This window comes from Croceicoccus sp. YJ47, from assembly GCF_016745095.1.
Classification (GTDB): Bacteria; Pseudomonadota; Alphaproteobacteria; order Sphingomonadales; family Sphingomonadaceae; genus Croceicoccus.
The window spans coordinates 2,099,096-2,116,214 of the sequence record NZ_CP067087.1; the positions used below are offsets into that span (position 1 = coordinate 2,099,096).

The 17,119-nt window shown below is 65.6% G+C and carries 12 protein-coding genes and 1 pseudogene; 5 read left to right on the top strand and 8 right to left on the bottom strand.

The window, feature by feature from the left end; all coding sequences use genetic code 11:
• Positions 1 to 2: 2 nt before the first annotated feature.
• Together JD971_RS10285 and JD971_RS10290 are read left to right on the top strand one after the other, a co-directional pair.
• A pseudogene (locus JD971_RS10285) lies at positions 3 to 3,215 on the top strand (multidrug efflux RND transporter permease subunit).
• Positions 3,212 to 4,648, top strand: coding sequence for an efflux transporter outer membrane subunit (locus tag JD971_RS10290; protein WP_202083156.1), 1,437 nt, complete (start codon positions 3,212 to 3,214; stop codon positions 4,646 to 4,648). The pseudogene JD971_RS10285 and the gene JD971_RS10290 overlap by 4 nt, the downstream one beginning before the upstream one ends.
• Positions 4,649 to 4,696: 48 nt before the next feature.
• On the opposite strand, the gene JD971_RS10295 is transcribed toward JD971_RS10290, so the two are convergent.
• The 3 genes from JD971_RS10295 to JD971_RS10305 form a co-directional block, all read right to left on the bottom strand.
• Positions 4,697 to 5,422 (bottom strand): SapC family protein, encoded by a 726-nt coding sequence (locus JD971_RS10295; RefSeq protein ID WP_202083158.1) that lies wholly within the window; start codon positions 5,420 to 5,422, stop codon positions 4,697 to 4,699.
• 301 nt (positions 5,423 to 5,723) lie between these two features.
• Positions 5,724 to 5,888, bottom strand: a complete 165-nt coding sequence (locus tag JD971_RS10300) for a hypothetical protein (RefSeq protein ID WP_202083160.1) — start codon at positions 5,886 to 5,888, stop codon at positions 5,724 to 5,726.
• A 23-nt stretch (positions 5,889 to 5,911) separates the two neighbouring features.
• Positions 5,912 to 7,507 (bottom strand): isocitrate lyase, encoded by a 1,596-nt coding sequence (locus JD971_RS10305; protein WP_202083162.1) that lies wholly within the window; start codon positions 7,505 to 7,507, stop codon positions 5,912 to 5,914.
• Positions 7,508 to 7,691: 184 nt separating this feature from the next.
• On the opposite strand from JD971_RS10305, the gene JD971_RS10310 reads away from it, so the two are divergent.
• The gene (locus JD971_RS10310) at positions 7,692 to 9,071 is read left to right on the top strand and encodes a short-chain fatty acyl-CoA regulator family protein (RefSeq protein ID WP_202087552.1); all 1,380 of its coding nucleotides are present in this window, start codon (positions 7,692 to 7,694) and stop codon (positions 9,069 to 9,071) included.
• Between the two features lie 7 nt (positions 9,072 to 9,078).
• Here JD971_RS10310 and JD971_RS10315 read toward each other — a convergent pair whose 3' ends face one another.
• Entirely contained in the window at positions 9,079 to 10,353 is a 1,275-nt protein-coding gene (locus JD971_RS10315; RefSeq protein WP_236672045.1) for a multidrug effflux MFS transporter, read from the bottom strand.
• Between the two features lie 65 nt (positions 10,354 to 10,418).
• Between JD971_RS10315 and dinB the strand changes: the two genes are divergently transcribed.
• A complete protein-coding gene (gene dinB / locus JD971_RS10320; protein WP_202083165.1) occupies positions 10,419 to 11,558 on the top strand; it encodes a DNA polymerase IV in 1,140 nt (379 codons plus the stop codon).
• A 9-nt stretch (positions 11,559 to 11,567) separates the two neighbouring features.
• On the opposite strand, the gene JD971_RS10325 is transcribed toward dinB, so the two are convergent.
• A complete protein-coding gene (locus tag JD971_RS10325) occupies positions 11,568 to 12,038 on the bottom strand; it encodes an NUDIX domain-containing protein (RefSeq protein WP_236672392.1) in 471 nt (156 codons plus the stop codon).
• Position 12,039: 1 nt separating this feature from the next.
• Positions 12,040 to 12,663 (bottom strand): 6-phosphogluconolactonase, encoded by a 624-nt coding sequence (locus JD971_RS10330; protein ID WP_202083169.1) that lies wholly within the window; start codon positions 12,661 to 12,663, stop codon positions 12,040 to 12,042.
• Positions 12,664 to 12,768: 105 nt separating this feature from the next.
• On the opposite strand from JD971_RS10330, the gene JD971_RS10335 reads away from it, so the two are divergent.
• On the top strand, positions 12,769 to 13,521 hold the full coding sequence (locus tag JD971_RS10335; RefSeq protein WP_202083171.1) for a hypothetical protein: 753 nt from the start codon (positions 12,769 to 12,771) through the stop codon (positions 13,519 to 13,521).
• On the opposite strand, the gene putP is transcribed toward JD971_RS10335, so the two are convergent.
• On the bottom strand, positions 13,518 to 15,008 hold the full coding sequence (putP, locus tag JD971_RS10340) for a sodium/proline symporter PutP (protein ID WP_202083173.1): 1,491 nt from the start codon (positions 15,006 to 15,008) through the stop codon (positions 13,518 to 13,520). The two genes, JD971_RS10335 and putP, sit on opposite strands and share 4 nt — an antisense overlap.
• 128 nt (positions 15,009 to 15,136) lie before the next feature.
• Positions 15,137 to 16,963: a translational GTPase TypA gene (typA, locus tag JD971_RS10345; RefSeq protein WP_202083175.1), complete on the bottom strand. Its 1,827-nt coding sequence runs from the start codon at positions 16,961 to 16,963 to the stop codon at positions 15,137 to 15,139.
• Between the last annotated feature and the right edge of the window lie 156 nt (positions 16,964 to 17,119).

The following is a 17,119-nucleotide window of genomic DNA, read 5'->3' on the forward strand; positions in this document are numbered from 1 at the left end:
AGGTGCCACGCTTTTTCATCGACAGGCCCGTTTTCGCATGGGTCGTATCGCTTTTCATCCTGCTCGCCGGGTTCATCGCCCTGCGCGCGCTCCCGATCGAGCAATATCCGTCGGTCGCCCCGCCGTCGCTGTCCATTTCGGTGGTCTATCCCGGCGCCGATGCGCAAACGCTCGAGGAAAACGTCACCCAGGTCATCGAACAGCAGATGAACGGGGTCGACGGCTTCCTGTATATGGCGTCGAGCAGCTCCTCCAACGGTTCGGCCAGCATCACGCTGACCTTCGAATCGGGCACCGACATCGACATCGCGCAGACGGAGGTGCAGAACCGGCTCTCCACGGTCGAGGCGCGGCTTCCCGAAGCCGTCCGCCGGCAGGGCATCACCGTGCGTCAGGCCAATTCCGGCTTTCTCATGATCCTCGCGCTGACCTCGAAATCGGGTGAGACGGACACGGTGGAGCTTGGCAATATCGCCTCGGTCCGGATCGTGGACGAATTGCGCCGCGTCGAAGGCGTGGGCGATGTACAGCTGTTCGGTTCGCCCTATGCCATGCGGATCTGGCTCGATCCCGATGCGCTGGCATCCTACGGCATCGCGCCGAGCCAGGTCGTCGCCGCCATTTCGGAACAGAACAGCCAGGCCGCGGGCGGCTCCATCGGCGCCGCGCCGGTGATGGAGGGGCAGCAGATCACCGCCAATATCCGCACGCAGGGCCGCTTTACCCGCGTCGAGGAGTTCGAGAACATCATCCTGCGCTCCACCACCGGGGCCGCCGCCGTGCGGCTTCGCGACGTGGCGCGCGTCGAACTTGGCGCGCAGAGCTATACCCGCGTTGCCGAACTCAACGGACAGCCGATGGCCGGCATGGCGGTGCAGCTCGCCACGGGGGCGAATGCGCTCGCCACGGCCTAGGGCGTGCGGGACCGCATGGGGCAGATCGGGCAGAACCTTCCCGACGATGTTGCCTGGTCGATCCCCTATGACACGACGCCGTTCGTCGCCCTCTCGGTCGAGGAGGTGGTCAAGACCCTCGTTGAGGCGATGATCCTCGTCTTCCTCGTGATGTTCCTGTTTCTTCAGAACTGGCGCGCGACGATGATCCCGACGCTGGTCGTGCCGATCGCGCTCGCGGGCGCCTGTGCCGGATTGCTGATGTTCGGGTTCTCGATCAACGTGCTGACCTTGTTCGGGATGGTGCTGGCCATCGGTATCCTGGTCGACGACGCCATCGTCGTGATTGAGAATGTCGAACGCATCATGCACGAGGAAGGGCTCGACCCCATTCCCGCCACGCGCAAGGCGATGGACCAGATCACCGGCGCCATCATCGGCATCACGCTCGTGCTGGTCGCGGTGTTCGTGCCGATGGCGTTCTTTCCCGGATCGACGGGCGGAATCTACCGGCAATTCGCCGTCACGCTTGCGATCTCGATCTTCTTCTCCGCCGTGATGGCGCTCGTGCTGACGCCGGCGCTGTGTGCACACTTCCTGAAACCGGGGCGCAACGGGTCGGCAGAAAATGCGGCCTACGACACGCAGGATGCACCCCCCGGCTGGCGCGGGCAGGTTCGGCGGGTCACGGCCCCCGCGGGCCGGATGCTCGAAAAATTCAACCGCTGGTTCGACAGGACCACGCGCCGCTATACCCGCACCAATGACAAGATCCTGTCGCGGCCCATGCGGGCACTGGCCGCGTTCGGCGCGCTGGTGGTGGTGACGGCGTTCCTGTTCACGCGCCTTCCGGGCGGTTTCCTCCCGACGGAGGATCAGGGTTATCTCATTACCGTGGTGCAGGCGCCTGCCGGCAGTACGGCGGAGCGGACCGATGCCGCGGTCGAACGGATCCAGGATTTCTGGGCTCAGCAGGAGGAGGTCCGCGACGTCATCACGATCCACGGTTTCAGCTTTTTCGGCCAGGGTGAGAACAACGCGATGATGTTCGCCGTGTTCGAGGACTGGAGCGAGCGGGGCGGCGGCGAACATTCCGCGGCGGCCATCGCCGAACGGCTGGGCGGGTTCCTGATGACGATCGACGATGCGCTGGCCTTTCCGGTGCAGCCGCCGCCGATCAGCGCGCTCGGCAATGCGAGTGGCTTTTCCATGAAGCTGGAGGATCGCGCCGGACTTGGCCGGGACGTGCTGACCTCGGCGCGGGACCAGCTGCTCGCCGCCGCATCGCAAAGCCCGGTCATCGCCAATCTGCGGCCCGAGGACCAGCAACCCGCTCCGCAGGTCGCGCTCGACATCGACCGGTTGCAGGTTCGTGCGCTCGGCCTTTCCATGAGCGACGTGAACAACGCTTTGGCGATCAATTTCGGCTCGGCCTATGTCAACGATTTCAACCGGCAGGGCCGCGTGCTGCAGGTGCTCGCGCAGGCCGAAGGCGACAGCCGCCGTTCGCCTGAGGACATTCTGGCGCTGCGCATCCCCAATGCACAGGGCGACCTCGTCCCGTTCAGCGCCTTTGCCAGCGCGACCTGGACCGCGGCGCCGCCCGCGCTCGCCCGGTACAACGGCTATCCCGCGATGACGCTTTCGGGCGAGGCGGCGGAGGGCTATGCCTCGGGTGCCGCACTCGCCGAGATGGAGCGGCTGGCGCAGGAATTGCCCGACGGGATCGGGTACGAATGGACCGGCCTGTCGTTCGAGGAACAGCAGGCATCGGGGCAGATCGGCCTGCTGCTCGGGCTTTCCGCGCTCATCGTGTTCCTGTTGCTCGCCGCGCTCTACGAAAGCTGGGCGGTGCCGGTTTCGGTGCTGCTGATCGTGCCGATGGGCATTCTGGGCGCGGTGATCTTCACCTGGGTCCGCGGTTATAGCGCCGACATCTATTTCAATGTCGGCCTCATCACCATCATCGGCCTTGCGGCCAAGAACGCGATCCTGATCGTGGAATTCGCGATCGAGGAGGAAGAGGCGGGCAAATCGCCGCTGGACGCGGTGAAGGCCGCGGCCCGGTTGCGTCTGCGCCCGATCATCATGACCTCGCTCGCGTTCATCCTCGGCATGGTGCCGCTGGTGCTGTCGTCGGGGGCTGGCGCTGCCAGCCGGCAGGCGGTCGGCACGGGCGTCATGGGCGGCATGATCTTCGCCACCGCGCTCGGCATTTTCCTCATCCCCGTGCTCTACCTGCTCGTGCGGCGCTACATCAGCCGGAAGAAACCCGTCGGGGCCGGGCCGCACGATGCCGAAGCGGCGGAGGAACGCGCATGAAAAAGCTTCTGATCGCAGGGCTTGCGGCCAGCGCATTGTCGGGCTGCGTCAATCTCGCACCCGAACATGTCCGTCCCGAACCGGCCGTGCCCGCAGGTTACGACCATGCCTATCGCCCCGACGGGACGGTCGTGGCCTCGCGGCTGGGGTGGCGCGAATATCTGACCGATCCGCGGCTTCAGGTGCTGATCGCGAGCGCGCTTGAAAACAATCGCGACCTCGTCGCCGCGACCGCGCGGATCGAGCAGGCACGCGCACGTTACCGGATCGAGAATGCGGACCGCCTGCCGCAGGTCGTCGCCACCGGTTCGGCCACGCGCACCCGCATCCCGCTTCAGACGCAGCCGGTCGGCGCGGGCACGCCGGCCTCCGGCTCCGTCACGATCGATCGGTACGACATCGGCATCGGGGCGAGCGCGTTCGAGCTCGATTTCTGGGGCCGCGTCGCCAATCAGAGCGAGGCGGCGCGCGCACGTTACCTGTCCACCGTCGCGGCGCAGCGTTCGTTCTATCTCTCGCTCATCGCCGATGTCGCGACCCGCTATTTCGAGCTGATCGAGAGCGGTGAGCAGATCGCGCTTGCCGAGCAGACCGTGGAAAGCCGGGCCGAAGGCTTGCGCATCGCGGCGCTCCGGCTCGATGCGGGGGTGACGTCCGGCCTCCCGTACCGGCAGGCGGAGAGCCTGCTGACCTCGGCGCAGCAGCAGCTCGCGGCGGAGGAGCTGAACGCCGCGCAATTGCGCAATCTGCTGCAGGTGCTGGTGGGCGGGCGCCTGCCGCCGTCGCTGCCCGACGGGCTCTCGCTGGACGAGCAGGCGGCGCCGGTGCGCATCGATGCGGGCCTGCCGTCGGACCTGCTGCTCGCCCGGCCCGACATCGTCGCGGCGGAGGAAACGCTGCGCGCCGCGCGGGCCGACATCGGGGCCGCACGCGCCGCGTTCTTCCCCAGCATTTCGCTCACCGGGACGGCGGGGCTTGCCTCGGCCTACATTGGCGGGCTGTTCGATCCGGGCGATGCACTCACCTGGACATTCGGGCCGTCAATCAGCCTGCCAATCTTCGACAACGGACAGCGCGATGCCAATCTCGCGCTTGCCCGCGCGACGGAGGCGGAGCTGCTCGCCACCTACGACCGCACGGTGCAGACCGCGTTCCGCGAGGTGTCGGACGGGCTCGCCGGGCGCCGCTATCTCGCCGAGCAGGTCGAGACGTTGCAGCGCGGCGTCGCGGCGCAGCAGCGGATCGCGCGCATCGCCCGGCTGCGCTATCGCGAAGGGGTGGCCGATTATCTCGAAGTGCTGGACGCGGAACGCAGCCTGTTCTCGGCGCAGCAGCAATTGCTGTCCACCCGGCGCGCGCTTTACCAGAACGACGTGAACCTGTTCGTCGCGCTGGGCGGCGGGTTCGGCGCGGTGGAAACGCCCGCGCCGTGATGGGGTAGACGGGGCGCGCGGGTGCCGCGTGCCCCACCTGCCACAGCCTCAGCCTACCGCGATCCGCGCATTGCGCCGGTCGATCAGCGCCCCGATCCGCGACAGCGACGCCAGTGCCATGAACAGCGGTTCGAGATGGCCGTCGATGTGAAGCCCGCCAAGCCCCGCCCCGTCGAGCAGGCGCAGGCGTTCCTCGTTAATGGCGTGATAGCCGTCCAGCTGCTGCACGCTGCCATCGGCGAAGGTGATGTCGAGCGTGAACGGTTCGAGCAGGTCGTGCCGCCGCAACGCATCGAAGAACCCCGACGAATCGCGATAGCCCGCGTCGAGCGCCGCAAGCTTTTCGCGCACCGATTCCAGGAACGGGGTCGCCGCGCCATCGTCCTCGAACACGCGCACGCCCTGTGCCTCGTCCGCGCCGGCGATGCGAGGATGGGCGGGGTCGACCTGCAACTCGTCGCGATCCTCGCCATCGCCCGACCGCCCGATCAGGAACGGCTGTACGTCCATGGCGAGCGGTTTGTACGATGCGTCCCATTCGCCGTTTTCGACGAACAGGTTCTCGCCCGCTTCGAACCCGAACAAGGCGATCGCATCGAAGCTGTCGCGTTCCATGTCGAGGCGGAAAAGGATGGGGAAGCAATCCTGTACCCGGCGAAACTCGCTCGGCACGGCGAGGCACGCCATGATCCCATCGCCAAGATCGTCCGATGCGCCGGTACGCACGCGTAGATCGCGATGGGTCGCGGGGTCGAGGGGGGAGGGGCTGGTCATGTCGGGCTCTTTCGAATCTGGGCGCCGCGATGCCGGTGTGTGGCGGGCGCGGGAAACGGGCGGTCGAACAGCGAACGGGCGCGGTGGCCATTCGTGCCCGAACCGGGTGCGCCCCTGCGTAAAGCATATCCGGCCCGCCTTCGTCAGCGATGAATTCATGCAAAGGCGAAATAATCCGCCGCGCATCGCTCGCCGCCCCAAATGAAACAGCGCGCGAACCGGGTGGTTCGCGCGCTGTCGTGCAACGGTGGGGGCATCCTCTCCCTGAGGATCCAGCCTGTGCGGTGGGGGTTTTCCCCTCTTATCCCGCGCGGCCGAGCCGGTGCAGCAGGTTGGCGTATTTCTGCGATTCCGCCGGATCCTCGCAATTGCGCGCATAGGCCGCAACCGCTGTCTTCAGCAAGGGAAAATCGGAGTTCGAGAAAATCGCGCGGGGGCGTTCGGCGGTTTTGGTGTCTTCGGTCATGATATTTTCTCCTTCGCTGTGCCTTATGCGGCGAATTGATTCATGGTGTTGTTGGCACCGCCGGCCTTCAGCGCGGCTTCGCCTGCGAAATAGTCCTTGTGATCGTCGCCGATGTCGCTGCCCGACATGTTCTGATGCTTCACGCAGGCGATGCCCTCGCGGATTTCCTTGCGCTGCACGCCCTTGACGTAACCCAGCATGCCCGCCTCGCCGAAATATTCCTTCGCCAGATTGTCGGTCGACAAGGCCGCCGTGTGATAGGTCGGCAGGGTGATGAGATGGTGGAAAATCCCGGCCCGTGCCGCCGCGTCGCGTTGGAACGTGCGGATCTTCTCGTCCGCTTCGGCGGCAAGCTCGGTCGCGTCGTAATCGGCGCTCATCAACCGGGCGCGGTCGTATGGTGCCACATCGCGGCCGTCGGCTTCCCATGCATCGAACACCTGCTGACGGAAGTTCAGTGTCCAGTTGAAGCTGGGCGAATTGTTATAGACCAGCTTTGCATTGGGCACGACCTCGCGGATACGGTCGACCATGCCCGCGATCTGTTCGACATGCGGCTTCTCCGTTTCGATCCAGAGCAGGTCGGCGCCGTTCTGAAGGCTGGTGATGCAGTCGAGCACGACGCGGTCCTCGCCCGATCCGGCGCGGAACTGATACAGGTTCGACGGAAGGCGGCGCGGGCGCAGCAGCTTGCCCTCGCGGCTGAGGAAGACATCGCCGTTGCGGATATTGGCGGGGTCGACCTCTTCGCAATCGAGGAAGCTGTTGTACTGATCGCCGAGGTCGCCTTCTTCCTGCGTGTAGGCGATCTGCTTCGTCAGCCCGGCACCCAGCGAATCGGTCCGCGCGACGATAATGCCGTCATCCACGCCCATTTCGAGGAAGGCGTAACGGATTGCGCGGATCTTCTGCAGGAAATCCTCGTGCGGGACGGTGACCTTGCCATCCTGGTGGCCGCATTGCTTCTCGTCCGAAACCTGGTTCTCGATCTGCAGCGCGCAGGCGCCCGCCTCGATCATCTGCTTGGCGAGCAGATAGGTCGCCTCCGCATTGCCGAAGCCTGCGTCGATGTCGGCGATGATCGGCACGACATGCGTCTCGTAATTGTCGATGGCATGTTCGAGCCGCTTCGCCTCGACCGTGTCGCCGGCCTCGCGCGCGGTGTCGAGATCGCGGAACATCATGCCGAGCTCGCGCGCATCGGCCTGTTTCAGAAAGGTGTAGATCTCCTCGATCAGCGCGGGAACGCTCGTCTTTTCATGCATAGACTGATCCGGCAGCGGGCCGAATTCGCTGCGCAAGGCGGCGACCATCCAGCCGGAAAGGTAGAGGTAGCGCCCCTTCATGCTGCCGAAATGCTTCTTGATGCTGATCATCTTCTGCTGCGCGATGAACCCGTGCCAGCATCCCAGCGACTGCGTATATTGCGATGGATCGGCATCGTAGGCGGCCATGTCGCGGCGCATGATGGCCGCGGTATGCCTTGCAATGTCGAGCCCGGTGCGGAACCGGTTCTGCAGACGCATGCGGGCCGCGCTCTGCGCATCGATGGCGGCCCATGGCGCGCCATTGCCGGTGATGGTGTCCTGCAATCCGGCGATTGTGTTCTGGTAGCCCATGATCGATCCCTCGGTGAATTTGGTGTCTGTCCATAGTGATGCCGACATGGGGCGGACGGCGACATTGCGTGCGGTGTCACCATGTCAAACTTTACAAACGGCGCGTGTATTGTTGTAAGGTTGTGGACAGGGCGAACCGCCGTCGCCGCCAGGGAGAACCGTCGTGACACGCAAGGCATTGTTCATGGGCCCGCGCCTGAAACGGGTGCGGCGCGACCTGGGGCTGACGCAGGCGAACATGGCCGCCGACCTGGAGATCAGCGCATCCTATGTCGCGTTGATGGAACGCAATCAGCGTCCGGTGACGGCGGATCTGCTGCTCCGCCTTGCCGCGACGTACAAGATCGACATCGCCAGCCTCGCCGACGACGGGAGCGAGGAGCTGGGCAAGCGGCTCAAGGGCATTCTTCGCGAGCCGATGTTTGCCGACATCGACCTGCCCGCGCTCGACATCGCGGATATCGCGACGAGCTATCCCGGCTTTGCCGAGGCATTCCTGCGGCTCCACACCGCGTTCAGCGAGGAGCAGATGACCCTTGCGCAGCGGCAGGCCCACGGAATCGATGAAACCCTGCCCGACCCGGTGGGCGAGGCGCGCGCCTTCCTCGCCGCGCGGCGCAATTGCTTCCCCCTGCTGGACGAGGCGGCGGAGGCGGCGGCGCGCGAAATGGGCAAGGGCGCGCCTGATCTTGCCGCGCTGGTGGACAGGCTCGGCACCACGCACGGGCGCAAGGTGCGTTTCGTCGATCCGGCGGTGATGCTGGGCGCGCTGCGCTGGCACGACCGGCACCGGGAACAGGTGCTGATTTCCGACAGGCTCGACGTGTCGGGGCGGCGCTATCAACTCGCCCTGCAACTCGCCCTGCTGGAGGCGCGACCCGCGATTTCCGCGCAATTGTCCGAGGGGCGCTTTACCGGCGAGAATGCACAGCGCATGGCCCGGCGCGCGCTCGCCAATTACTGGGCCGCGGCGGTGCTGATGCCGTATCGCGCATTCCTGCGGGCGTCGCGCGAACATCTGCACGATATCGAGATTCTCTCGCGCCTGTTCGGATGCAGTTTCGAACAGATCGCCCATCGGCTGACCACCATGGGCCGCAGCGGGGAGGAAGGCGTGCCGTTCTTCTTCCTGCGCGTGGACGAGGCGGGCAATGTGTCCAAACGGCTCGACGGGGCGGGGTTTCCGTTTGCGCGGGCGGGGGGATCGTGCCCGCTATGGAACGTGCATTCGGCCTTTCGCACGCCGGGGCAGGTGGTGACGCAATCGCTCGAACTGCCGGATGGGCAGCGGTTCTTTTCCATCGCGCGGACCGTGGCGGCGGGCGGCGGGGCGCATGATGCGCCGCGTGCGCTGCGGGCCGTGGCGCTGGCCTGCGCGGCGGAACATGCCGACCGGCTCGTCTATGCACGGGGGCTGGACATGGCGCCGACGCCCATCGGCGTTGCCTGTCACCTGTGTCACCGGCCGCATTGTATCGCCCGCGCCGCGCCGCCGATCGGCCGAGAAATGCGCCCCGACGAAAATCGCGAGACCGGCGTGCCCTTCGCCTTTGCCACCGATTGAAGCGGGTTCAGACCAACTCGATCTTTGCGCTGCGCCGGCGGAAAAGCCGGAAATTCTCGCTGATCAACACGAGCAGGAGGCCCGATGCGCTGAGGAGGAAGAGCGCCGCGCCCAGCGGCTGCGCCGTGCCATTATAGGCCGCGCCGATGATTCCGCCCAGAAGCGCGCCGCCGCCCACCCGGATCGACGTCTGTAGCGAGGAGGCCGAGCCCGCGATACGGGCAAAAGGCTGCAACGCGATCGAGCTGAAATTCGCGCCGAGAAACCCGATCAGCGCCATGTTCACCATCATGAACGGCAGGAACAGCGCCAGCGAATCGGGATAGAACGTCGCCGCCGCCCATTGCCCGCCGCCCGACGCCACGAAGATCAGCAGCGCGACATGGCTGACCGGGCGGGCGCCGAACCGTTCGACGATGCGCGAGTTGATGAAATTGGTCGCCGCCATCGACACCGCCAGCAGCCCGAAGATCAGCGGGAAACGCCGCCCCTGTCCGAAATGCCCGCCGATCAGCTGTTCGCTCATGTTGATGAAGCCATACAGCCCGCCGAACACCAGCATCGCGCCAAAGACATAGCCGAGCGCATCGCGGTTGGTGAGCACGAGGCGGAAATTATGCGCGATACGGCGCGGCTGCAATTGCTGCCTGTCTTCGGGCGCGAGCGTTTCGGACAGGCGCAGCCCGGTCCACACGAACATCAGGCCCGACAATCCCGCCAGAAGACCGAAGATCCAGCGCCAGTCGGCAATGAGCAGGATCCCCTGTCCAACCGTGGGGGCCAGGATCGGCACGATCATGAACACCATCGCGATGAGCGATACGGTGCGCGCCATGCGGTCGCCTTCGAACCGGTCGCGCACGACCGCATTGGCCACCACGCCGCCCGCCGACGACACCACCCCGTGAAAGAAACGCAGGACCAGCATCACGCCAAAATCCTCCGCCAGCACGCAGGCGAAGCTCAGCGCGCAATAGCACGCGATCCCGGCCAGCAGCACGGGCTTGCGCCCGAACCGGTCGGCCAGGAAGCCGAACGCGAGCGCCCCGATCCCCATGCCCACCAGATAGGTGGAGACGACGAGCTGCCGGTCATTGGGGTCGCTTGTGCCCAGATCCGACGCGATCTCGCCGAGCGCGGGCAGCATCGTATCGATGCCCAGCGCCTGCAACGCCATCATCATCGCGAGCATCGCGACAAATTCGACATCGCCCAGGACGATCGGTTTCTTCTTGGCAAGGGTCACATCCTGCCTTTGCGCCGGTTTGATCCCTTCGCACAAGCCCCATTATCGCATTGCCGCCGGTCGGTTTTTGCAAGCGCGGACCGCTGCGCTTAAAACAGGCCATGACCGCGGACCGCGACGATATTCCCGATTCGCCGGAGACACAGGACGAGAGCGAGGCCGCAGGGCTGCGCAAGATCATCCATATCGACATGGACGCATTCTTTGCCAGCGTGGAACAGCGCGACCATCCCGAATTGCGCGGGCGCCCCGTCGCCGTCGGCGGGTCGAGCGGGCGCGGCGTGGTCGCGGCGGCCAGTTACGAAGCGCGCAAGTTCGGCGTGCGGTCCGCCATGCCGTCGGTCACGGCGCAGCGGCTGTGTCCCGAGCTCATCTTCTGCAAATCGCGGTTCGACGTCTACCGCGAGGTGTCGCGGCAAATTCGCGCGGTGTTTCACGACTATACCCCGCTGGTGGAACCCCTGTCGCTCGACGAGGCGTATCTCGACGTGACGGAGGATCGCCATGCGCTGGGCAGTGCGACCCGCATCGCGCAGGCGATCCGCCGCCGCATCGCCGAAGATACGCAGCTCACCGCGAGCGCGGGCGTGTCCTATAACAAGTTCCTGGCCAAGCTGGCCTCGGATCAGAACAAGCCCGACGGCATCTGCGTCATCCGGCCCGGGGAGGGGGCGGCCTTCGTCGCGCAATTGCCGGTGACGCGCTTTCACGGGATCGGCCCGGTGGGCGCGAAGAAGATGGCGCGGCTCGGCATCGTGACGGGGGCCGATCTGGCGGCGAAAGATCTTCCGTTCCTGCGCGCGCATTTCGGCAGTTTCGCCGATTATCTCTACCGTGCGGCGCGCGGCATCGACCTCAGGCAGGTGCGCGCCCATCGCACGCGCAAATCGGTCGGCGGCGAACGCACCTTTCACGAGGATTTGTTCGCCCCGCGCGAATTGACAGAGGCGATGGACCGGATCGTCGATATCGTCTGGGACCGGATCACCCATAACAAGGCGCGCGGGCGGACGGTGACGATCAAGCTGAAATACAACGATTTCACGCTTCAGAGCCGCGCGCGCTCGCTCGCTCGCCCCGTCGCGGACAAGGCGGAGTTCGCGAAAATCGGCCACGCGCTGCTCGCCGAGCTGCTGCCCTTGCCGCGGCCGATACGGCTCATGGGGCTGACGCTGTCGAAGCTCGAAGGGGTCGCGCCGAAGAAAAAGGGCGACGCGCTGGCGCAGCTCGACCTGCTTTGACGGCCTTCCTTAACCGGCCGCCTGTTCGATATAGCCGCGCGCCCATTGCGGCACGGATGGCGGAAGCGCACGCGGGTCGGCCCAGCGGATTTCGCGGATTTCGCGCCCGTCGGCCCGCGCCTCTCCCTGTGCCCGGATGGCGAGGATGGTGACGTTGTTGGTCGCGCCGTGGAGGTTGAAACAATCGGTGCCGATCTCTCGCACATCCCCGGCGCGAAGGCCGGTTTCTTCGGCCAGTTCGCGAACGCCGGCCTCCATCGGTTCCTCGCCGCGCCGGCATCCTCCCGTCGGAAGATGCCATTCGTCGCGCATGCGATAGGAATGACGCACGAGCAGCACGCGCCCGCCATCGTCGAACGCCGCGATGGCGACGCCGCGCAGGGTCGGCTTGCGCAGCCGCCACCAGCGCCGCCGGACCTGTTCCGCCACGCGCAGCACCGCCCGGTGCACGCCCGCCGGCAACAGGCCGATCAGCGGCACATCAGGCAAAGCACGTCACCGAGGCGCGCGCATTCTGCAACAATCGCGCAATGGGAAGGTCGTTCTCGCCCTTGGCCGCAGCCTCAAAAACGCGGCGCTTCTCCTCGCCCCGAATGACGAAGACGAGATGTTCGGCGGTCAGCAGTTTCGGCAGCGTCAGCGTGACCCGGTCGAACGGCGCCTCGGGCGGCAGCGGATCCGGGGTGAGCCGGCGGACGGTCTCGGAATCGTCGATGCGCGGGTCGGTATTGGGAAAGAGTGAGGCGATATGCCCGTCGCCGCCCATGCCGAGCCATGCGAGCGCGAAATGCGGCGGCGCGCTATCCTCGGCCAGCGGCACGACTTTCGCGTCGGTGCCCGACAGCGTCTCGCGAAGGCGGCCGAAATTGCTCGCCTCGTGGTCGGGCTCCACCATTCGGTCGTCGCCGGGCCAGAACGCTAGCCGCGCCCAGTCCAGATCCTTCTTCGCCATGGCGGCGAGGATGGGAAACGGGGTCGACCCGCCCGGCACGGTGACCGCCACCTCTCCCTCACGCTGCGCCAGGTCGGCGGAAAGCGTTTCCACCATCCAGTCCGCGATTTGGCCATCGCTCCAGTCGTGATGATAGGTGATTTCGGTCAGCATGCTTGGTCCTTCCTTCGTTGCCCACGCGAAATGGTCATCGCAGGGCCGCTTCGCAAGCCGGGTGGCGGGCTTGTTTCCGCGCCGCGGACCGGGCAGTCAGGGCCGATGCACGGTCCCAACATCCTCGTGACCGCCGCGATGGTGGCGGTCTTTGCTCTCGTTCACCTGTTCATCGGGCGGTTGAAATTCCTGTCCGCCGCACCGCGCAGCCGCTGGCTTTCCTTTTCGGGCGGGATCGCGGTGTCCTATGTGTTCCTGCACGTGCTGCCCGATCTGGGTGTGCACGAACGGGCCTTTGCCACCGCGCTGGCGATGGGGGATTCGCTGGCCGAAAGCCTCGTCTATTCATTGGCGCTGGTCGGGCTGGCGGCGTTTTACGGGCTGGAACGCGCGGTGAAACGCTCGCGCGCCCGCTCGCGCGAGGCGGGCGATGGCGACCGGATCGAGGATCACCTCGAATGGGTGCACGTGGGAAGCTATGCGCTGCTCAACCTGCTCATCGGCTATCTGCTGATGCACCGGGAGGAATATGGGACGTGGTCGCTGCTGCTCTATTTCGTGGCGATGAGCCTGCATTTCATGACGAGCGATTTCGGCATGCGGGAGGATCACACCGCCGCCTATGACGCGCGGGGGCGGTGGGTCATATCGGCAGCCGTGGTCGCCTGGCTCATCGGGCTGGCCGTGACCTTGCCGGCGGTGGTGGTGGGCTTTCTCTTCGCGTTCCTGGCGGGCGGGATCACGCTCAACGTGCTCAAGGAGGAACTCCCCGAGGATCGCGAAAGCCGGTTCGTGCCCTTCCTCACCGGGGCGGCGATCTATGCCGCGCTGATGCTGGGCGAGCGGGCGATGGTCTAGGCGATTTCGGCGCGATAGGGGTTTGCAGGGCCAACGGATGTCGCCTTGCTCACGCCCCAGATCGCCAGCCATGCCGCGATGAAACCGGGGATGATTTCGTACACCCCTTCGCCGCCCAGGAAACTCGTATTCCAGCCCAGCGCGATCCACGCGATGACCACCGCCGCGCCGGTGACGAGCCCCGCCACCGCGCCCGCGCCCGTCATGCGCTTCCACGTGAGCGAGAGGACGATCAACGGGCCGAACGCCGCGCCGAAGCCGGCCCATGCGTTGGAGACGAGGCCGAGCACCTCGCTCTCGGGGTCGCGCGCGATCAGGATCGCGGCCAGCGCCACGAGCAGGACGCACACGCGGCCGACATTCACCGTCTCGCGCTCGCTCGCGTTCTTGCGCAGGAAAAGCCGGTAGAAATCCTCGGTCAGCGAGCTCGACGACACGAGCAATTGCGAGCTGATCGTCGACATGATCGCGGCGAGCAGCGCAGCCAGCAGGAACCCGGTGATGAGCGGGTGGAACAAGGTGTCGGCCAGCATGATGAAGATCGTTTCCGGATCTTCGAGCGGGATCCCGTTCCTCTGCGCATAGGCGCGCCCCGCCAGCCCGACGCCGAGCGCCCCGATGAGCGACACGAACATCCAGCTCATCCCGATATTGCGCGCGGTGGCGACCGCCGCCACGCTGCGCACCGCCATGAAGCGCACGATGATATGCGGCTGCCCGAAATAGCCCAGGCCCCAGGTAATCGCCGAAAGGAATCCGATGACGGACAGCCCGTTCGTCAGGCTCAGGAATTCGGGGTCGATCCCGCGCAATGTCTCGGCCACCGCGGACGGCCCGCCATCGCCCGTCATCACGACGATCGGCATCAGGATCAGCGCCACGACCATGATGCAGCCCTGCACGAAATCGGTCAGCGACACGGCCAGGAACCCGCCGACCATCGTATAGGCCAGCACGACACCCGCGGTCAGCCAGATGCCGAACATGTAATCGCTCATCCCGACATCGCCGAACAGGCCGGCAAAGCTGGTCACGAACAGCTTGCCCCCGCCGACGAGGCCGGCGGCGGTGTAGACGGTGAAGAACAATACGATGATGATCGCCGAAATCACGCGGAGGGCGATCGCCTTGTCCGGAAAGCGATTGGCAAGAAATTCAGGAATGGTCAGCGCATTGCCGTATTCCACCGTCTGCGCGCGAAGCCGCGGCGCCACGATGATCCAGTTGGCAAAGGCGCCGATGAACAGGCCGATGCCGATCCAAGCCTCCACCAGCCCGGCGGCATACAGCGCGCCCGGCAGGCCGAGCAAAAGCCAGCCGGACATGTCCGACGCCCCCGCCGAAAGGGCCGCGACCGCCGGATGCAGGTCGCGCCCGCCCAGAAGATAGCCTTCCGAACTGTCCGTCGATTTGCGCCAGGCATAAAGGCCGATGGCGATCATCAGGATGAAATACAGTGCGAGTGAGATCAGGGTTCCGGTCTGCATGAGGGTCGTTCATACAAATTCGGAACCAAATGTCACGTTTTGTAAACGCGGGCGCCCGGCTTCATGAAAAAGTGCGGCCCCGTGTTCGGGACCGCCCTTCGTTCGTTTATGCGCTGCCGGTAAAGGCGTCAGGCCTCGACCTTGCGGCTCGCCTTCTTGCGCTCGTTCGGGTCGAGGATCGCCTTGCGCAGGCGGATGGTTTCGGGGGTGACCTCCACCATCTCGTCATTGTCGATATAGGCGATCGCCTGCTCCAGCGTCATCGCGCGCGGCGGGGTCAGGCGGATGGCGTCGTCCTTGCCGGTCGAACGGAAGTTCGTCAGCTGCTTCGACTTCATCGGGTTCACCTCGAGATCCTGCGGCTTCGCATTCTCGCCGATGATCATGCCTTCGTAGATCTTCTGCTGCGGCACGATGAACAGTTCGCCGCGCTCTTCCAGCGCGTTGAGCGCGTATCCGACCGCCTCACCCGTGCCGTTGGAGATCAGCACGCCATTGGCGCGGCCTTCGATCGGGCCCTTGTAAGGGCCGTATTTCTCGAACAGGCGGTTCATGATGCCGGTGCCGCGCGTGTCGGACAGGAATTCGCCGTGATAGCCGATGAGGCCGCGCGACGGCGCGGAGAAGGTGATGCGGGTCTTGCCGCCGCCGCTGGGGCGCATGTCGGTCATCTCGCCCTTGCGTGCCGCCATTTTCTCCACGACGGTGCCCGAATGTTCCTCGTCCACGTCGATGACGACGGTTTCATACGGTTCGGTGCGGTTGCCGTCCTCGTCCTTGTCGAAGAGCACGCGCGGGCGGCTGATGCCGAGTTCGAAGCCTTCGCGGCGCATCGTCTCGATCAGGACGCCCAATTGCAATTCGCCGCGGCCCGCCACTTCGAAGCTGTCCTTGTCGGCGGATTCGGTGACGCGGATGGCGACGTTGGATTCCGCCTCGCGGTTGAGCCGGTCGCGAATCATGCGGCTCGTGACCTTGCTGCCCTCGCGGCCCGCCATCGGCGAATCGTTCACGGCAAAGCGCATGGACAGCGTCGGCGGGTCGATCGGCTGCGCCTGAAGCGGTTCGGTGACCGACGGGTCGCAGATGGTGTTGGCCACCGTCGCCTCGGTCAGGCCGGCCAGCGAAATGATGTCGCCGGCGCGCGCTTCCTCGACCGGCACGCGTTCGAGCCCGTGAAACGCCATCAGCTTCGACGCGCGGCCCGTTTCGATGACCTTGCCATCGGCGTCGAGCGCGTGGATCGGCGCGTTGAGCTTCACCGTGCCGCTGAACACCAGGCCGGTCAGGATACGACCGAGGAAATTGTCGCGGTCGAGCAGGGTCACGAGGAACTTGAACGGGCCGTCGGGATCGGCGGACGGGGCGGGCACGTGATCGACGATCTTCTGGAACAGCGGGGTCAGGTCGCCCTCGCGCGCGTCGATGCCGTCGCTGGCATAGCCGTTGCGGCCCGATGCGTAGAGCACGGGAAAATCGAGCTGCTCGTCATTGGCGTCGAGGGACACGAACAGGTCGAACACCTCGTCGAGCACCTCGTCCGGGCGGCCGTCGGGACGGTCGATCTTGTTCACCACGACGATCGGTTTCAGCCCCAGGGCCAGCGCCTTGCCGGTGACGAATTTCGTCTGCGGCATCGCGCCTTCGGAGCTGTCGACGAGCAGGATCACGCCATCGACCATCGACAGGATCCGCTCCACCTCGCCGCCGAAATCGGCGTGGCCGGGGGTATCGACGATGTTGATGCGGGTGCCGTTCCACTCGACGCTGGTGCATTTCGCGAGGATCGTGATCCCGCGTTCCTTTTCCAGATCGTTGGAATCCATCGCGCGTTCGTCGACGCGCTGATTCTCGCGGAAGGTGCCGGACTGGCGGAACAGCTGGTCGACCAGCGTGGTCTTGCCATGGTCGACGTGTGCGATGATCGCGATATTACGCTGCTTTTGAGCGGACATACAGAAAGGGCCTTCGATCGGGCGAACAGGAAATGCGGGGACGCTTCGCGGGTTGTCGCATAGTCGTGACCCGACGCGCGTGGCGCCCCTACATGTTGTGGTGCGATGCAGCAAGGGGGGAATACGTATCGGATGCTGTGGTGAATATGCAACAAA

Bases quoted from the DNA above. Each gene is read 5' to 3' on its own strand.
- dinB (WP_202083165.1), top strand. From the start codon at position 10,419: ATGACCGCGGACCGCGACGATATTCCCGATTCGCCGGAGACACAGGAC.
- JD971_RS10295 (WP_202083158.1), bottom strand. From the start codon at position 5,422: ATGACCAGCCCCTCCCCCCTCGACCCCGCGACCCATCGCGATCTACGC.
- JD971_RS10290 (WP_202083156.1), top strand. From the start codon at position 3,212: ATGAAAAAGCTTCTGATCGCAGGGCTTGCGGCCAGCGCATTGTCGGGC.
- putP (WP_202083173.1), bottom strand. From the start codon at position 15,008: ATGCAGACCGGAACCCTGATCTCACTCGCACTGTATTTCATCCTGATG.
- JD971_RS10305 (WP_202083162.1), bottom strand. From the start codon at position 7,507: ATGGGCTACCAGAACACAATCGCCGGATTGCAGGACACCATCACCGGC.
- JD971_RS10300 (WP_202083160.1), bottom strand. From the start codon at position 5,888: ATGACCGAAGACACCAAAACCGCCGAACGCCCCCGCGCGATTTTCTCG.
- JD971_RS10335 (WP_202083171.1), top strand. From the start codon at position 12,769: ATGCACGGTCCCAACATCCTCGTGACCGCCGCGATGGTGGCGGTCTTT.
- typA (WP_202083175.1), bottom strand. From the start codon at position 16,963: ATGTCCGCTCAAAAGCAGCGTAATATCGCGATCATCGCACACGTCGAC.
- JD971_RS10310 (WP_202087552.1), top strand. From the start codon at position 7,692: ATGGGCCCGCGCCTGAAACGGGTGCGGCGCGACCTGGGGCTGACGCAG.
- JD971_RS10330 (WP_202083169.1), bottom strand. From the start codon at position 12,663: ATGCTGACCGAAATCACCTATCATCACGACTGGAGCGATGGCCAAATC.